14 protein-coding genes are annotated in these 18,373 nt (G+C 26.6%); 6 read left to right on the forward strand and 8 right to left on the reverse strand.

Going from position 1 to position 18,373, the window contains the following annotated elements:
- Positions 1-124 precede the first annotated feature (124 nt).
- On the forward strand, positions 125-1,138 hold the full coding sequence (locus Q0K19_RS13425) for an Rpn family recombination-promoting nuclease/putative transposase (RefSeq protein ID WP_297248799.1): 1,014 nt from the start codon (positions 125-127) through the stop codon (positions 1,136-1,138).
- A gap of 5 nt (positions 1,139-1,143) precedes the next feature.
- Here Q0K19_RS13425 and recJ read toward each other — a convergent pair whose 3' ends face one another.
- Positions 1,144-3,303, reverse strand: a complete 2,160-nt coding sequence (recJ, locus tag Q0K19_RS13430; protein WP_297248802.1) for a single-stranded-DNA-specific exonuclease RecJ — start codon at positions 3,301-3,303, stop codon at positions 1,144-1,146.
- Between the two features lie 182 nt (positions 3,304-3,485).
- Here recJ and Q0K19_RS13435 point away from each other — a divergent pair, with 182 nt between their 5' ends.
- Positions 3,486-4,664, forward strand: a complete 1,179-nt coding sequence (locus Q0K19_RS13435; RefSeq protein WP_297248804.1) for a tetratricopeptide repeat protein — start codon at positions 3,486-3,488, stop codon at positions 4,662-4,664.
- Between the two features lie 615 nt (positions 4,665-5,279).
- Here Q0K19_RS13435 and Q0K19_RS13440 read toward each other — a convergent pair.
- The 4 genes from Q0K19_RS13440 to Q0K19_RS13455 form a co-directional block, all read right to left on the reverse strand.
- Positions 5,280-6,116 (reverse strand): ankyrin repeat domain-containing protein, encoded by an 837-nt coding sequence (locus Q0K19_RS13440; RefSeq protein ID WP_297248806.1) that lies wholly within the window; start codon positions 6,114-6,116, stop codon positions 5,280-5,282.
- 614 nt (positions 6,117-6,730) lie between these two features.
- The gene (locus tag Q0K19_RS13445; RefSeq protein ID WP_297248808.1) at positions 6,731-9,034 is read right to left on the reverse strand and encodes an RNA ligase; all 2,304 of its coding nucleotides are present in this window, start codon (positions 9,032-9,034) and stop codon (positions 6,731-6,733) included.
- 26 nt (positions 9,035-9,060) lie between these two features.
- Positions 9,061-9,567 (reverse strand): NUDIX domain-containing protein, encoded by a 507-nt coding sequence (locus Q0K19_RS13450; protein ID WP_297248810.1) that lies wholly within the window; start codon positions 9,565-9,567, stop codon positions 9,061-9,063.
- Between the two features lie 114 nt (positions 9,568-9,681).
- Positions 9,682-10,488 (reverse strand): M55 family metallopeptidase, encoded by an 807-nt coding sequence (locus Q0K19_RS13455; RefSeq protein WP_297248812.1) that lies wholly within the window; start codon positions 10,486-10,488, stop codon positions 9,682-9,684.
- Positions 10,489-10,888: 400 nt separating this feature from the next.
- On the opposite strand from Q0K19_RS13455, the gene Q0K19_RS13460 reads away from it, so the two are divergent.
- Positions 10,889-11,848, forward strand: coding sequence for an AAA family ATPase (locus Q0K19_RS13460; protein WP_297248814.1), 960 nt, complete (start codon positions 10,889-10,891; stop codon positions 11,846-11,848).
- Between the two features lie 194 nt (positions 11,849-12,042).
- On the opposite strand, the gene Q0K19_RS13465 is transcribed toward Q0K19_RS13460, so the two are convergent.
- Together Q0K19_RS13465 and Q0K19_RS13470 are read right to left on the reverse strand one after the other, a co-directional pair.
- Positions 12,043-13,248, reverse strand: coding sequence for an MFS transporter (locus Q0K19_RS13465; protein WP_297248816.1), 1,206 nt, complete (start codon positions 13,246-13,248; stop codon positions 12,043-12,045).
- Between the two features lie 225 nt (positions 13,249-13,473).
- Complete coding sequence (locus Q0K19_RS13470) at positions 13,474-13,677, reverse strand: hypothetical protein (RefSeq protein WP_297248818.1); 204 nt, start codon at positions 13,675-13,677, stop codon at positions 13,474-13,476.
- 228 nt (positions 13,678-13,905) lie between these two features.
- Between Q0K19_RS13470 and Q0K19_RS13475 the strand changes: the two genes are divergently transcribed.
- A complete protein-coding gene (locus Q0K19_RS13475) occupies positions 13,906-14,331 on the forward strand; it encodes a hypothetical protein (protein ID WP_297248820.1) in 426 nt (141 codons plus the stop codon).
- A gap of 108 nt (positions 14,332-14,439) precedes the next feature.
- Here Q0K19_RS13475 and Q0K19_RS13480 read toward each other — a convergent pair whose 3' ends face one another.
- A complete protein-coding gene (locus tag Q0K19_RS13480) occupies positions 14,440-14,979 on the reverse strand; it encodes a hypothetical protein (protein ID WP_297248822.1) in 540 nt (179 codons plus the stop codon).
- A 156-nt stretch (positions 14,980-15,135) separates the two neighbouring features.
- On the opposite strand from Q0K19_RS13480, the gene Q0K19_RS13485 reads away from it, so the two are divergent.
- Positions 15,136-16,122: an aldo/keto reductase gene (locus tag Q0K19_RS13485; protein ID WP_297248824.1), complete on the forward strand. Its 987-nt coding sequence runs from the start codon at positions 15,136-15,138 to the stop codon at positions 16,120-16,122.
- 309 nt (positions 16,123-16,431) lie between these two features.
- Positions 16,432-17,718 (forward strand): malic enzyme-like NAD(P)-binding protein, encoded by a 1,287-nt coding sequence (locus Q0K19_RS13490; protein ID WP_297248826.1) that lies wholly within the window; start codon positions 16,432-16,434, stop codon positions 17,716-17,718.
- The last annotated feature ends 655 nt before the right edge of the window (positions 17,719-18,373 follow it).

The raw sequence follows: 18,373 nt of genomic DNA on the forward strand, positions 1-18,373 counted from the left end.
TTCTAGCAATTTAAATTATAAGGGATACCTACTTTTTTTAAACTAAAAGTGTGCAATATCTGGGGCTCTTAAACATAGTTAACTATATGCTTTACTTTTATGTTTTTTTTAATATAATATAATTATGGACAGTTTCGAAAAATTAGAACAAATATTCAAAGAACCTATTACCATTGATAATATTAATAGGATTAATGACTGCTTTATAAGATACTTATTTTCTGCTGAAGGTTCTGAAGCTATAGTGCTGAATTTTATAAACTCCGTTATGAAAAATTTAGATTTTGAAACTTTCGTAAAAGTAGAGATATTAAACCCTTTTAGCTTATCAAAATATTTAAAATCAAAAGAATCTATAATGGACATAAGATGCGTTACTGAAAGCGGACAGGTTGTAATTATAGAGATACAGCTTCAGGGAAATAATGAGTTTATTTATAGAAGTTTATTTTATTGGGCTAAAGGATATAGTGTAATGCTCGATAGGGGTGAAAATTATAATAAACTTCAGGCTTTAATCATCATTAATATTTTAGACTTTAAATTAATAGAAAATATTGATGATATACATACATGCTATGTACTTAAAGAAATAAAGCATAATAATATTCTAACAGATCATTGTCAAATACATTACCTAGAACTTCCAAAATTCAATAATAATACAAATATAAAAGATATAAAAAAAGAAGTTTTGTCTTGGATAAAATTTTTTAAGGGGGAAGATATGAAAACATTATTAAAAGAAGATACAGTTTTTGAATTAGTAAAAGAGAAATCAGAATCTTTTCTTTGTGATAATCCGCTTATAGATACATACAAACGTAAAGAAATAGACGAATATTTTAATAAAAGAATGCTTGATTATGAAATAAAAAATGCTATGAATAAAGGAATTCAAGAAGGAATAGAAAAGGGTATAGAACAAGGAATTCAGGAAGGCATAGAAAAAGGAATTCAGGAAGGTATAGAAAAAGGAATTCAGGAAGGCATAGAAAAAGGAATTCAGGAAGGCATAGAAAAAGGTATAGAACAAGGTAAAATTGAAATAGCAAGAAATCTCAAAAAATCAGGAATAGATATAAAAATAATAAGCGATAATACCGGATTAAGCATAGAACAAATAGAAAAGCTATAATACTATTAAAATATTTTATAGCTCTCTACATATATTCTAGCATCTTCGCTTCCATTAAAACGATTAACTTTTAATTTATAAATAATATCTATATAATCAGAAGATAGTAATTTGTCAGCTTCTTCATCGCTTTTATCCCACATAATGGCATTGACTTTTTTATTATCCTGTAACAACTCAAGCCTTAAATGTGTTTTATTATTTTTCTTCATTTTATTTATGCTATTAACCTTCACTTTTTTTGACATAAATAAAGGCTCTTCATTTCCGCATCCATAAGGCTCAAACATCTCTAATAATTTAGCTAACTTTATATCAATATCTTTAAAACTAATTTCCAAATCAAATACATCTTCATTTTTTTCTGTTTGGAAATTCTGACTCGATGCATACTTTATTATTTTACTTTGGAACTTATCAAAATTATCAGTATTCAAAGTAAATCCGGCAGCATTTTTATGTCCTCCGAATTTAGTTAAATAAGCATTAGCATATTCAAGCATATCTCTGGCATTATCATCTCCCCTACTCCTTATGCTTCCTATACAAACACCATCATCGCTCTCATGCATAATCACAGCAGTTTTACCATATTCACTCAATACCTTTCCTGCAATTAATCCTGTAAGCCCCTGCTCTATCTTTTTACTTTTAACAACTATAATAGGAAGTTTTAAACAGCTATTAGTCTTTATATATTCATTTACAATAGTGAAATTAGACTCTGTTAAAGATTTTCTAGTCTCATTCATATTATAAACTTCATTTGATAAAGTTACAGCCTCTTCTTTTATCTCACAAGTAAGAAGCTTCAAAGCTGTTTCAGGGCTTCCCATTCTTCCTGCCGCATTTATAAAAGGAGCTAGCCTCCAGCTTATAGCCTGAGTATCTATCTTTGTATTTAATAAATTTATTCTTTCAAGTATGATATTGTATCTGATATGACTAGGCTTTTCTAATTCCTTCAATGCACATTTCACATAAGCTCTATTTTCTTCTATAAGAGGTACGACATCAGCAACGCTTCCAAATAATACAAGTATAGACTTTTTCTTTATATAACTTTGAAGCTGTTTCTGACTTATATAAAATAGTCTTCTAAATATTTCCATTTTTATAATTAAATCTCTATACGCTATATCATCATATCTATAAATATTAACATTAAGTGCCAAAGCAAAATCATCTAAAGTCTTTGTAGTTTTTATATTAACATTGCCGTATTTAGCACCTAATTGAAGAAGATCATATACATTATCATATTCAGGCAAATATATCTCATACCTTTCATAGAAATTAAGAAGTTTCTTTAACCTCTCCTCCCCTCCTGTAAGCACCAATACACAGCCATCGCCCTCGAACATATAAGTAGCAAGCTCTTCAAGCACCTCATCCTCACTCATAAGTTCATCATAATAGTCAGCATATATTGATTTATAGCAATTATTATCATTAATAAGCTCAAACCCGAACACCTCATCGCTTATAACGAAATTAGTAGCCTTTAAAGCCCTTATTCTTTTTAATACATTTTTTGACTTATCAATCTCATAATCCAATACTATTATATCCTTATTATATAGCTTGGTATAAGAAAACACGAAAGCCTGCATAAGTTTAAAAGCAACCGCACAGCCTGAAAAGTTCTTTGATACAAAACCAGTATTTGAAATTTTAGGATTAAATACTGCATAAGCATTCGGAAGTATTTCCGGTATATCATGGTGATCCGTTACTATAATATCTATTGATAAATCCCTTGCAAACTCTACTTCTTCAGCATTAGATATTCCGCAGTCCACTGTTATAATAAGGCTTACTCCTGAATTAGCATATTCCTCTATAACCGCCTTAGAAAGTCCGTATCCTGTTGTATGATTAGGTACAAATGCTTCAACATTCTTTGTTACTACTTTCAATGTATTATATATAATAGATGCTGCTGTTATGCCGTCTGCATCTTTATCTCCATATACTAATATCTTCTCATCATTCTCTATAGCCTCTTTTACTCTGTCTACAAATACATTAACATCTCTTATATTAAAAGGATTAGATAATGAGTATATATCCTGAAAAAAGAAATCATAAATATCTTCTTTGGAAGTTATGCCTCTTAATTTTAAAAGCTCTAATATTGTTGTATTTAAGTTATTTATATCCATAATTTATCTTTATCACTTATTTAATAATAAAAAAATAATATATTCTAATATTCTAAAATAGTATATTTTATTTATGATATTCTTTCAAGTGGTATATATTTTGCTATATTTATAATTGAGTTTTTTCGATATTAACTATATTATAAAATAATAATTTAATACATTATACAAGGTTTTCATTTATGAGTGAAAAAAATATTAAAAACTTTTTTAATAAAGCTTATGATGCTTTTAAAAGTAAAAATTATAAATTAGCAATAGAATACTTTTCTGAAGTTATAAAATTAGATTCAACTATTTACGAAGCATATTATAACAGAGCAAATGCTAAGGCAAATATAAATAATGAAGATTCATATAAAAGTGCTGTAGAAGATTATACTTGGACTATAAAACTAAATGATAAATTTGCAGCAGCATACTATAATAGAGGAATAATGAACAGAAGTTTAGGAAATATAGAAGAAGCTCTAAAAGATTTTGATAAGACAATAGAGCTTAATTATAATCTTGAAGAGGCTTATTATGTAAGAGCAAATACAAAAGCAAGTGCTAAAGACTATAAAGGTTCTATAGAAGATTATAATAAAGCTATTGAAGTTTATCCGCATTTTGCTGATGCATATTATAACAGAGCATTATCAAAAAATGCATTGGGTGAATATAAAGAAGCTATCAAAGATTATGACAAAGCTATAGAATATAATTCTCATTTCATTGATGCATACAATAACAGAGGAAATGTAAAAGAAAAGCTCGGCAATTATAATGAAGCTATAGATGATTATACAAATGCTATTCATATTAACAGAGAATTTGCAGACGGATATTTCAACAGAGCAAATGCTAAGTTTCATATAAAAGACTATAAAGGTGCTGTAGAAGACTTTGATGAATTAATAAAAATAAATCCTAAATATACAAAGGCATATTTAAACAGAGGAATAATTGCCATGACTATGGAAGCATATCAGGAGGCTATTAAAGACTTTGATAAGGTTATAGAATTAGATAAAAATATTGCCGATGCATATTACAATAAAGCAGTTGCTCTTAATCATTTAGGGATATATGATGAGGCTATACTTTATTATGATCAGGCTATAAAATTAAATCCTAATTATTCTGAAAGCTATTTCAACAGAGGAATATCCAAATCAAAAACTGCATACATGAAAAAAGAAAAAATAAATGAAGATGAATATAATAAATTAGTTAAAGAATCAGAAGATGATTTTGATAAGGCTTATGATTTAGCTAATGAACATATAAAGCATATAATATCAGAGGGGCTTAAAAAATTGGCTTTTCTTAATATGGAAGCTGCTGACAATTTTTGTAAAAAGCATGATATAAAATAAAAAATAATAATTTCTTATTATTGCTAGCGATAAACTTATTTATATATAAAAAATCTCGCTTTAAAATCTCTATCAGCTTTTAGCTGATAGGCACTCGATTTTTTATTTTTAATATAGCTGACAACTAAAGTTATCAGCTGCTCATTTATCTCTTTAAAAAATTATATCATAACTAATATTGAATTTTATACTAATATCAAAAATAATAAAGTTATTTAAGAGTTTTTAAACTTAAATAAAGCTTGTGCGGGTGTTATATTTTCTAATTAGACTTTAAAAATAGTTAAATTAACAATTTCAAATTATAGCATTAAGGAATAAAGGTCGGGGTATGTAATTAAATTTTTAAACCGAATTACATTTGCCAACCATTTATATTTATAGTTTCAATCTGTAATTAAAACTATTATTATTGTTATGCTCGTCTATGCCTACAATAAGCTAGCGAGTAAACTCACTAGCTGGCTACAACTCGCTTTTATATTTTTATTCTAGTATTTAATTTTAATTTACTCAAAACTTGATTATAAGCTTCTACATTCTTTTTAATTTATTTTCTATTTTATATTTATATACTATTTGCAATAAAATCATATGAGTATTAATACAATATATTCAATTTACTTTAAGTTTAATAGCAATATCATAATAACCTTTAGCAATAGCTATATCATATGCTGTCATTTGATCTTTATTCTTCATTGTTAAATCAACATTAGAATACGTTAAAATCATCAATATAATTTCATCATTACGATTAGATATTGCATGCATTAATGGAGTAAAACCATCATTATCTTGAACATTTACATCTATACCTTCTAATATTAATACTTCTGCTGCTTCTGCCTTCTCATTCATAATAGCATAATTTAAAGCATTAAGTCCATCATAATCTTTAGCATCAATATCAGCACCTTTTTCTATTAAAAATTGAATGACTTCTACATTATTTTCCTGTGCTGCTCTCATTAAAACACTTGTGCCTCTTTTACTTTTTGCATTAATATCAGCTCCATTATTAAGTAATATATATGTAATATTAATATTATTTTTTACAGCAGATAAAAATAATGGTGTCCATTCCACATTATCTCTTATATTTACATTAGCTCCATTACTCAATAAAAGTTTAACCATTTCCTCACTTTCATATAATGCTGCAAAACTCAAAGCACTCCAACCCTCATCATCTTTATCATTAATTTCAGCACCATTTTCTATTAAAATATATGCTATATTGCACATATTATTTTTAGCTGCAAGCATTAATAAAGTTATTCCTTCTTCAAATCTAGCATTAATATTAATTCTTTTTTCATTTAATAATTCTATTGCAAGTTTTTCATTTCTGTTAATTAAAGCCTTAGCTAAACTCATTTCATCATCTGTATAAGAATATAAATTTAATGAAATAATAAATATAATAAATAAATATAAAGCTTTTTTCATACAAGATCCCCAAAAAAATATGTATATATATTAATACGTATTTTTTTAAAAACTCTTAAAAATTATTGATAATTAATGCATTATAATTTTATTTACTATTAAAAAATATAATTCTTATTATGAAATTATTTATTATATACCTAAAAAACTATATTTTGTCAAAAATAAATTTAATTTTTGTTTTTATATCTGTGGCTTTGCCCCAGCCCCACTTCTTTTGCGACCGCAGGAAGTGCCTGTGGTATTGCCACAAAGAAGCTATATCCTCGACAATATCAGATACGTTTCGCGAAAGGCTATATTTGAGCTTAATTTTAATAATTTATATTACATGTAAAACAAAGTTAGTATGATTTAGTACTAATTTTTCATTTGCACTTTTTGGTTCTTTGACGCTGTGGCGTGCGGAGGGAAAAAGAACAACAAAAAAATTGACAAACTTAAAAATTTTCAGTATATATTATGATTTACTAATTTAATTCATAATATAACAAAAATTGAAATTAGATTATTATAATAATATTGAAATTATAAAAAATAATTATACTATATTTTATATATATATAAAATATTAACCTACTGCAATTTATATTTTGCAGTAGGAATATTAAAAATTACTTACCCAATTCTTTTAAAACTTCATTATAAGCTTCTACAACTTCTGATACTTCTAAACTTCTCCACTCTTTTAATTTATTTTCTCTTTTGTACTTTAAGAATATTTTATTTCCTGTAAAAATAACATGATTATTAGGATAATGAATATTTAAAGAATAACTAAGCCTATTCAAACGCATTGACTCTGCTCTTAATGACTTTTTGATAATATAAAAAGGACATTTTACTTTTACCATAAAGCCATTTGCATCCTCAAATACCACTCCCTCATAATCTATACTAAAATCATCAACGTATTTATGAATCATTTTTTCTATATATTTATTATACTCATCTTTTGAAATATTAGATTTTGGAGCTTCAAATATTTCTATTCTCTCTTTAACTTTAAATTGTTCTGTTATATCTTTGCTTGATAATTCCTCATAAGATAGTTTTATGAAACTCTCTTCATTGTATATCACATCAAGCAAAATCAAAAATGATTCATTATAAACTATAGGGTGAGCAGAATCTTTTAAATGAATACATTCAAAAACAAATGTAGTATTATTTTTCTTACAATATTCTTTTATAAAGTTTTTATTTTCTTCAGTGAGTAAACTCTCTGCCCAAGAAGCCATTGCTGTGCCTATTGAACTTTTAGTAGCAAATATTAACTCATCTCTAGTTTTATCTAAAAATACTAAAAATAAATATCCATTATATTTTTTATAAACACTTACAGGAAACTTTATATTATTTTGTAAGGCTTTTAATTTTGTTTCTTTTACTTCATCATAATTAAAGAATTTATCATAGCTTCTTCCTGCAATTTCATTTGTTTCATTATATCTGTATAATCCTCTAGCTTTGATAGTTTGTTCATTCCATAATCTTTTATAAAATACTCTGTCTGAAAAATTAGTGGAATAAACTGTATCATAATATTTATGACGAACAAGATCGCTGTCAGTTTTTTCTTTGTCAAATAGATTCTCTATTTCTCTGTCATTTTTATAACTTTCAATAGACATGTCTCTTAAATTAAGAATGATTAAATCCTCTCCATATTCCACAGAGTTTTCTATACAATAGGCATTATCATTTATTTTGCATAGATTATCTTCCAATTCTTCCTGAAGCACATTTCTATGTCCGAATATCTGAATAATATCTGAATGATTATTTTTAAATTTATTTCCTACTTCTATATAAGATTTATAATTATTATCATCTTCGCTATATCCATAAGTTACAACGCCATTCAAAAGTGATGCTGGAATATGCTCGTACATTTTATCTATGCCTGAATGATTAATAAAAAATTTCTTTCCTTTAAAAGTGAAAAAATAATAGAGTCTGAACTTCTTATAAAAATTTCTTATTTTCTTTTTATAATTATTTAATTCACTTTCATTGAGTATTTTTTCTTCTATAACATTATCACTATCATCTTTTACTTGTTTAGTTATAGTAAATGCCTTTTTTATTTCTCTGTATGTTGTTTTATAAAATTCCTGACTTGTAACTTTTATATCATTGGCAAAAAAATTCAAATTAATATCATGATTGCCTTCGATAAAATAAACATTACTTCCTATATCATTATTAAGAAAATAATCAAGTAATTCTTTTGACTTTGAACCTCTATCTATTAAATCGCCAACAAATATATAAGCTGTTTTTTTATCATTAAAATAATTTTCTTTCTCTAAAAATTTTCTAAACACATCATACTCGCCATGCAAATCAGGTATCACTTTTATATTATCATACTTTTCAAATTCTGTTTCATTAAGATAAAAGCTATCCCATTTACAAGCCTCAAGCAATGCAGTTTCAGCACTGCCATAATCTGAAGCTTTAAAAATATTAGCACCGCTCAATTTGAAATTTTTCATACGCATAAAAAAGTCCTGAATAACTTCTTCCGCTATATTACCGCCTATTTCTCTTTTTCTCACATTCTCAATACATTCTTTAAGCGATAAATGATCAAATAAAACAGCTACAATTCTATATCCGTATTTTTTGGCAAGCTCTGTAATACTATTAAGATTGAAAAGCCCTGTACTATCCAATATAGTAAATTGTCCCAATCTAAATCTATTTTCTAATATGCTTAATATTAAATTATTCCAAATATAAGCATTGTCTTTTTCAGAAATAGAAAGTCCATTATATCCGTCTGGAAAAACACCTGAATATAATATTCTTAAATTATCAGAACTTACACTGTAATAATCAAGATTAGATTTCTTTATAGTATAACTTTTACCGCTTCCTTGAGGGCCTACTGTTAATATTAATACTTTCATCTTTATTCCTAATTTACTTAATCTACTTACTTATTATTTAATTTATCATAAATATCATAAAAATATCTTATAGAAGAAATTATCTCTCCGCTTTTACACATCTCTAAATATTTTTCTCTATTTACTATCATAGCATCACTAACTTCATTTTCCTGCAAAACTAAATCCTCAATATTAACATCTCTTCTAAACATATAAGAATCTACTATTGTATTTGAAAACTCAAGTACAAAAGAAGTTAAAAACACAGCTTCATCTTTTTTGAATGATAATCCTATTTCTTCTTGAAGCTCTCTCAAAGCTCCGTCAGCGCTATCCTCACCGGCTAATATAGAACCTTCTGTGCATTCCCACATATCAGGACATACTTTTTTACTCTTATGTCTTTTTGTAATTATAACTTCATCTTTACTATTAACTACCCAAGCATGTATAACTATATGATAATCATTTTTCTTTAAAGGTATTCCCCTCTGATGAAATCTTCCTGTTTTATTTTTATTAATATCATATATATCCCAAATCTCTTTCATAAACTTTTACCAAACTTTTCAAAAATATATTTAACAATAAAAAAAGCCTCCTTAAAAGAATGCTGCTTTTTAAGGGGGCTTTCATAAGTTATCGGATTCCTATATTATATTATTTTATAATATAAATTTCAAGGCTCTTAGTATTTCATAATAGTCATTATTTTCAAAAATTACCGTAGTATCATTAATTTTTTTAGCTCCGGGGTAAAATGATACTTTATGAGCATAGCCATGTTCCTTATAACATACCTCTAATTTGAAATTATTAGGCAATTTTAATAATTTACCCTTAAAATCCTGACTCAAAGCCTCTTTAGTTTTCTCTTTAATCATCTTAACCATTAAATTAGGTGAATAATTTATAGTAGAATAACCTATACCCTCTTTAACTGGAAGCGTTACCAAATTAGGGTGATTAGGCTGCATATTTTGTGCTATTTCACATAACCCTTTATCTCCTGACAAAAACACTGTAGGTACTTTTCTATAAGCTGCAGCATAACTAAAAAACATAAACTCGCTTGCCAAAACTTCATTAAGCTTCACATAAACATTTCTAGTATTCATAGTATGTGAAAGCGGATTATTTCCAATAGAAGCTGCATTATGATATCCAATAAACATTACAGCATCAAAGCTCTCATCAATACCTTCTACCATAGAATAAGGATCTCCGCTCCATCTTCTATGTATTTTCACGCATTCAGGCAAAGCAGTTTGATCTATATTCATAGCAGAGTCATGGGCATCTTTTACAAATATTTCTTTTACTCCTGCATCAATAGCTCCTTCACATGCTGCATTAACTTCTTTAGTCATTTGCAAAGTATGTTCTTTATAAGTTAAACTTCCTGCATCGGTATCAGGCCATTGTGTAGTTGTAGTAATTCCTTCGATATCCGCACTAATAAAAACTTTCATGATAATTCCTCTAAAAATTATTTTTAATGATTAAAAACTATATTATATTTTTGATTTTATTCAATATGTTATTCATTGATTTTTTATTGTTTCATATACTTAGGATATACTAAAAATTTTTAAGTTTGTAATTTTTTTGGTCAACTTTTTCCCGCCGCAAAAAGTTGCAAAAAGTGCAAGTGCTTTAGCTTTGCATATAATGATATAGGGTTATTTTATACAAATAAAAGAACTGGGGGTGTAGGGCAAAGCACTGCAAATATTTTAAGATAAAATATAGTTGTTTAGGTATATACTGTTTAATGTTTAGGACATAATTATGAATGATAAATAAAATAAATATTTGAAATAATAAAAATATATTATAGAATATCATAATATTATAATTAGGTTATATTTTATGATAAAGAATTTTGAAATTCATGATTACAGACAATTTAAAAATGCTAAGTTTGATAATTTTGCTAATGTCAATTTATTCGTAGGTGATAATGATACTGGTAAAACTACAATATTAAAATTTTTATATTGTATAAGTCATGAATTAAAAAATATCATAAATACAAATATTAGAAACTGCAGCGTTTATCAGTATATTAATAATCTATATACATTTAATAATTTTCAATTTGACTCTAGTAATAAACTAAAAAAACTTTATTTGTATGATGAAAACTCTATTCATTTTAATGCTTCTATTTCAAATAGTAACAATGAAATTATAACTTCTAATGATAATATCAACAATTATAATTATGACTATAAACCTTTATTCATACCGGCTAAAGAAATTTTATCTATTATGAATGCTGTTATTTATCTTAAAAATCAAAATATAGAAAGCGGATTTGATGATTCTTATACTGATATAATTTATGAAATACTTGCAATAAAAAATATTGATGAAAAAGAATTATTAAACGTTTTCAAAAACAAATATGATTTTTATAATGGAAATATACAAATAGATCAAAATACTAATTCAGTTAATTATTATAAAAATGATGGAAATATCTATAACATCAATATTACTTCTGAAGGAATAAAAAAGTTAGGAATATTTGAAGTGCTTCATAATACAGGAAATTTAACAAAGAAAAGTATTTTATTTATTGATGAGCCTGAAAATAGTTTAGACCCTAAAATGCTTCGTGAGTTTATGAGATTTTTAGTTGATATTTCAAAAGAAGGCGTGCAAATATTTATGGCTAGTTGTGATTCATCAGTTTTAAATCAGCTTACTCATATTGCCATAAAATATAACTATACAATAAATGTATATTTCTTTTTAAAAGAAGATGATTACACAAAAATAGACGGAGCTTATAATATTTCAACAACTTGTGCAGAATTAAAATAATATTAAAAAGCATATTGATAATTTATGATTTTATTTTTTATCAACTTTTTTCGTTAAAAAAGTTGATAAAAAACAAAAAATATACATAAAAGAATCTGAAATTATAAATATATAGTATTATTTAATTAATTCTAAAAACTCATCTAATATAATTATTTTAGTTCTTATACCTATTAAAAATAATAATTAATATATCAAAGAGTTTTCTTTATATATTTACTGTCTATATCGTCTATCATCTTCTTGAATTTTTCTTTAAGCAAAGCCCTTCTTTTCTTCTGCCACATAATGTATATAGATATAATGTAGAATATTAAAGATACAGTCATCATAAATAAAAATCCCACAAAATACGAGAAATTAGAAGCTAAATACCCCATTATAAAAGGTATGAATAAAGCAGCAACACCTGTCAAAGCCTCATTAACAGCAACATTTCTAGGAGCATTGTCCTGATCTGCCAAAGCATAATAAAGCCCAAAGAAATAACCGAAACCGCTTACAAAACCCAAAAACATAAACGCTATTAAAAATAACCAGAAATTTTTAGTGAATGTTATTAAAAGCAAAGCCGCAGGAGTAAGAAGCCCTACTATAGTAAATACTCTTTTTCTCTCTAAAACTCTCAAACAAAAAGCAGACGATAAAGAACCTATAGCCATAAAAGCGGATAAACTTCCAACTAGTAATGAGGAGTTCGCCTCAGAAAAACCGATTACATTTATTCCATAATCAAGAAACATGAACCTTAAAGTATGTAAAACCATAGCACCAACAAATATTACAAGCCAGCCTATATACACTTTATATCTAGGTGCACGCATAAAATGTATATTCCATTTTATCTTTTTGTTGTTAGCCTTAAATCTTAAATGTCTTGAAAGATAAAACAGTATAAACATTATTACGCTTACCACTATAACAAAATAAAAACCTAATTTATAATCAAACTCATATATAAAACCTGTAATAGTAGGACCTACAGCAAAACCCAAAGACCAAGAAAATATAAATAAAGCTCCGCTTAATGTAACAGGCAAATCTTTTGATACTACATCTAATGATGATTGAAAACATACAAAAAATATAGTGGCACAGCATCCGTATAAAAATGAATAAAATAAAGACATCTCAGGAGGAAGAAATATCAAACAAGCAACCGCAATGATAAGCTGAAGTATAGCTTCAACATATATTAAGTTGGTATAATATTTCTTTTGTATTTTAATGCGTGAGAAAGTTCCGGCAGTGAGCATCATACCCATACCATAAGAAACCCCAAGCAATGATACAAAAAAAGGACTAGCTCCTGATATAGAAGCATTTATAACTAAAACCGTACTGAATATGCTTGAGCATAAATAAAGAAGAAACGGCATAGAGTATACCAATATAGTCATTATTATTTATTCCTAACAATTATTATCTTAATGATGAAATATTATATATATTATTTATAAAAAATGTATAATATTTTGTAATTTTTTTCTTAATTTGCTTATAATTTTTTCATGTAATTATTATTGTTTTTGAATATATAATGGTAAGTTTTTAGTATATAAAACGATTTTTTACTATATACCTAAACAATTATATTTTGTCAATTTTTATATTTTGTAAATGTATTATCTTTTTTGTCGATCAAAAAAGTTGCTGTTATCAACTATATAAATAGGGCCGAAATCTATTTTTTCATTTGCTCTTACATTAGCCCTGCTAGTCCAATCGCTGCCTGTTTCAACAATATATTGCATAGGGTTTGTGACATTATCCTTACATCCTATTGCTAATACCGAAACTATTAAAATCATTAATAAAATTTTTTTCATTATTCTATACCTATAATTTTTTATTTTTATAAATAATTTTTATTCTATTTTTTATAAAAATCAATACTATATTTAATTTTTATTATGAAAAATAAACTTACATAAGTATTGATTTATATTGATTAATTTTATAAAATACTCATAATGATATTTATTGTTAAAATTTGATGATTCAATAAATAAAATAATTTGACCGATAATAAATTAAATTAATTGTTAGGTTTTGATATGTATAGAATTTATTCAGCATTTATAATAATAATGTTGCTCATTATATCTTGTAATGATGATAAGTTAGAAAGTAAACAATACAGATTAAACATAGCAGAAACAAATGAAGTAATCAATATAAAAAGCAGAAATTTCGATGGAATAAGCTTGATAAAAAATAGCTCCTTTACAGCATATCCTAATATAACAATAAATGAACTTCTATCACCTTTCAGTTCTGTAGAATGGCAGGATTTTATATCTGAAGATGATTATAACCGCTATATAGATATAGTAGCAAGGTATGATACTAATGAATATATAATACAGTTTCAAGTAACAGATCAATACAGATGGGAATTATATGCATTTGAAATAAATAAAACTCCGCATACTATAGATATAGTGGCAAATGAACTATATAAATTATATACAAATAAATAGAAAATTTTTTATATCAAATATTAGAAAACAAAACATTCTTTTATACATAAAAAAAGCCGGTTTTTTAACCAGCTTTTTTATTATCTAATTTAATTATAATTCAAAATATTAATTAAATGCTAAAGAGATACTTCCTCTTTTTATATCTATAGGACCAGCAATATTTCTTGAAAGTTTTATTTGAATAGATAAACTTCTGTCTATATCATTACCTGTAGTCCAATCATTTTTCTGAGGCTCAAATATTCCTACGATAGTTCCTGTTCCTGTTCTCTTACCCAAGAATACTTTTACATCATAATAAGTTACAACTATTCCTTTTGTACCATTAATAGTTTCTTCTGTAACTTTTAAAGGTGCTACTAAAGATGCTTTTTTGATCTCTGCTTCTGTCATATTTTCAACATCTTTTCCGCCTATTACATAATAAACTTTATCATTTATTTCTACCGCCTGAACTTCTTTATCTGCTCCATAAACTGTAACTTTCATTTTTGTAGTATCTTCTCTAGTGATAGTATCTTCTTTTTTATCTTCATTATTAACTGAATCGTCTTTTGTAACTGTATTATTATCTTTAGGCTGCATAGTAACACATCCAACAAGTATACCCATCAAAACAACCGCAATAAAAATTTTCTTAATCATGATGCCTCCGCAAGTATTTTATTTAAAAATTAATACTGTTAAAACTATCGGAAACTATTTTAGTAATATTGAATATTTTTTTACATTTAATACTTGAATAATATAATAATAAATCTATACTTAAGAATATACAATCAATTTAAATAAGGACATAAAATGCAAATTTCTGAAAATAGATATGACAATATTATATATAATAGATGCGGCAAAAGCGGATTAAAGCTTCCTATAGTTTCTTTAGGACTTTGGCATAATTTCGGTGAAAACTGCGATTATAACAACATGAAAGAAATGATAAAAACAGCTTTCGATAATGGCATAACTCATTTTGATTTGGCTAATAATTACGGACCTCCTTATGGTTCTGCTGAAATTAGTATGGGTAAAATATTAAATGATGGGCTTAATAAATACAGAGATGAACTTATAATCAGCACTAAAGCCGGTTACGATATGTGGGCAGGCCCTTACGGAGACTTTGGAAGCAAGAAGTATTTAATAGCAAGCATTAATCAAAGTTTAAAAAGGCTTAATCTTGAATATGTTGATATATTCTATCATCATAGAATGGATCCTGAAACTCCTCTAGAAGAAACTATGGAAGCATTAACTAGAATAGTAAAAAGCGGTAAAGCCTTATATGTAGGGCTTTCAAATTATGATGGTCACACAATGGAAAGAGCTTCTAAATTACTTTATATGGCTAATGTACCATTTATAATAAATCAAAACAGATATTCTATATTTGACAGGACTATAGAAAATAACGGATTAAAATTAAAAGCAAAAAAATTAGGAAAAGGGATAATAACATATAGCCCATTAGCTCAAGGATTATTGACAGATAAATATTTAAATGGTATTCCAAAAGACAGCAGAATAGCAGCTGATGGCAGATATTTGAAACATGATGCTATAACTAGAAAAAAATTGTCTCAAATTGAACAGCTCAATAATTTAGCAAAGGAAAGAGGCGAGAGTTTAGCTCAAATGGCTTTAAGGTGGGTACTAAAAGACGAAGAAATTACAAGCGTATTAATAGGGGCTTCAAAGCCAAGCCAAATATTAGAAAATCTAAAAATAATAAATAAAATGCCTATTACTGATGATGAATTAAGAAAGATTGATGATTTTAGTTTATAAAATTAATTATATCAATTGATATAACGCACGGTGAATTATACTTTTAATTTAATAAAATTTTAATTGCTAAAATGTTCATTATATTAAATTTCATTCATCGTGCAGTACATACATTTTCAAATTTAAAAAATATAGGGCGGGCATGCTTTTTTATAAGTAAATTATAAAAAAATTAATAATCAATCATTTCTAATTAAAGCAATAAATATAGAGGGCGGGATTTCAGAATAATTTCAAAAATAAAAAATTGACAAAATCATATTGTTTATATATTATTAGAAATTATATAAAATATATAAGGAAATATTTATGTCAGATGAATTGAAAACAAAAGCATTAGAATATCATTCTAAAGGAAAAGCTGGAAAAATAGAAGTTATAGCCACCAAACCTTGTAAAACAGCAGATGATTTATCTTTAGCATATACTCCGGGAGTTGCAAAGCCTGTACTTGAAATAGCTGAAAATCCTAATGAAGCATACAAATACACTTCAAAAGGAAATCTAGTAGCTGTTATTTCAAATGGAACTGCTATACTTGGTTTAGGTGACAGAGGCGCTTTAGCTTCAAAACCTGTTATGGAAGGAAAGGGAATATTATTTAAACGTTTCGCTGATATTGATGTATTTGATATAGAGATCAATGAAAAAGACCCTGATAAAATAATAGATATAGTGCATGCCTTAGAGCCTACTTTCGGAGGTATTAACTTAGAAGATATAAAAGCCCCTGAATGCTTTAAAATAGAAAAAACTTTGATAGAAAAATGTAATATACCAGTATTTCATGATGATCAGCATGGTACAGCTATAATATGTTCTGCTGCTTTGATTAATGCTTTGGAAATTGCAAATATAGATAGAAAAAATGCCAAGATAGTATTTAATGGAGCCGGTTCTGCTGGTATTTCATGTGCTAAAATGTTTGTAGCATTGGGAGTGCCTAGAGAAAATATTATCATGTGCGACAGTAAAGGTGTTATCACTAAAGAAAGAATAGAATCTGTTACTGAAGAAAAAATAGAATTTGCTACTGATTTAAAAGTAAAAAATCTAGAAGAAGCTATGAAAGGAGCTAATGTATTTGCTGGTCTTTCTGTTGCTGACTGCGTTAGTGAAGATATGGTAAAATCTATGGCTAAAAATCCTATAATATTTGCTATGGCCAACCCTAATCCTGAAATACAATACGAAAAGGCTATAGCTATAAGAGATGATTTAATCATGGCTACAGGAAGAAGCGATTATCCTAATCAGATTAATAATGTATTAGGCTTCCCTTTCATATTCAGAGGTGCTTTAGATGTGAAGGCAAAAGCTATATCAGAGAAAATGAAAATGGCTGCTTCATTAGCATTGGCTGCTCTTGCTAAAGAAGAAGTTCCTGAAGAAGTTTTCAAAGCATACGGTAATACTAATTTTGAATATGGTAAAAATTATATAGTACCTAAGCCTTTTGATCCTAGAGTTATTGAATGGGTATCTCCTGCCGTTGCTAAGGCTGCTTGTGATGAAGGACTTGCAAGAGAACCTATTACTGATTTTGAAAAATACAAATCTTCACTAAAAGAAAGAATGAAAAAATATTGGGAATAATTTTTTAATAATAAAATTTATTTGGGCTTTACTTTTTATTTAACTATATAATAAGTAAAGCCTATTTTTTATTTAAACGCACGGTTAAGAAGATTAATATTAACTGCATTTTTTAGTCTAAAATACAGGTATTATTTTATATTTTATTCATATTCCAAACATATAAAGCTAAAGTACTTGCACTTTTTGCAACTTTGACGAAGTCCACCTTTGGTGTGCGGCGGGAAAAAGTTGATAAAAAATTATTGTTACAATATACACTGAAAATTTTTAAGCTTGTAAAAAATATATTTTAAGTTTTTATTTGTTGTGGCTTTACGCAACCGCACGCAGAATAAATTTTTTAATATTGAATAATATTGAATTTTAATTTAAATTATTGAAAAAATTTCATTAACCGTGCGTTTAGTGTATTAGAAAATTTATTACAATAAAAAAGTGCAAACCTTGTTTAGGATTTGCACTTTAATGTTTTTATTTATTTTTTACTTTTTAGCTTTTTTCCTTATAGAAGGAAGCTCATCATAAATCTCTTTGAATAAATACTCAAAGAAATCATTATCATATTTATTGATATCTTCTATAAATATCATATCTTTAGCATTTTCATAAGGCGGCTTTAATATATAATCCTTTATTAAAGTTTTTGCCTTAT

Source organism: uncultured Brachyspira sp. (genome assembly GCF_944393015.1).
Classification (GTDB): domain Bacteria; phylum Spirochaetota; class Brachyspiria; order Brachyspirales; family Brachyspiraceae; genus Brachyspira.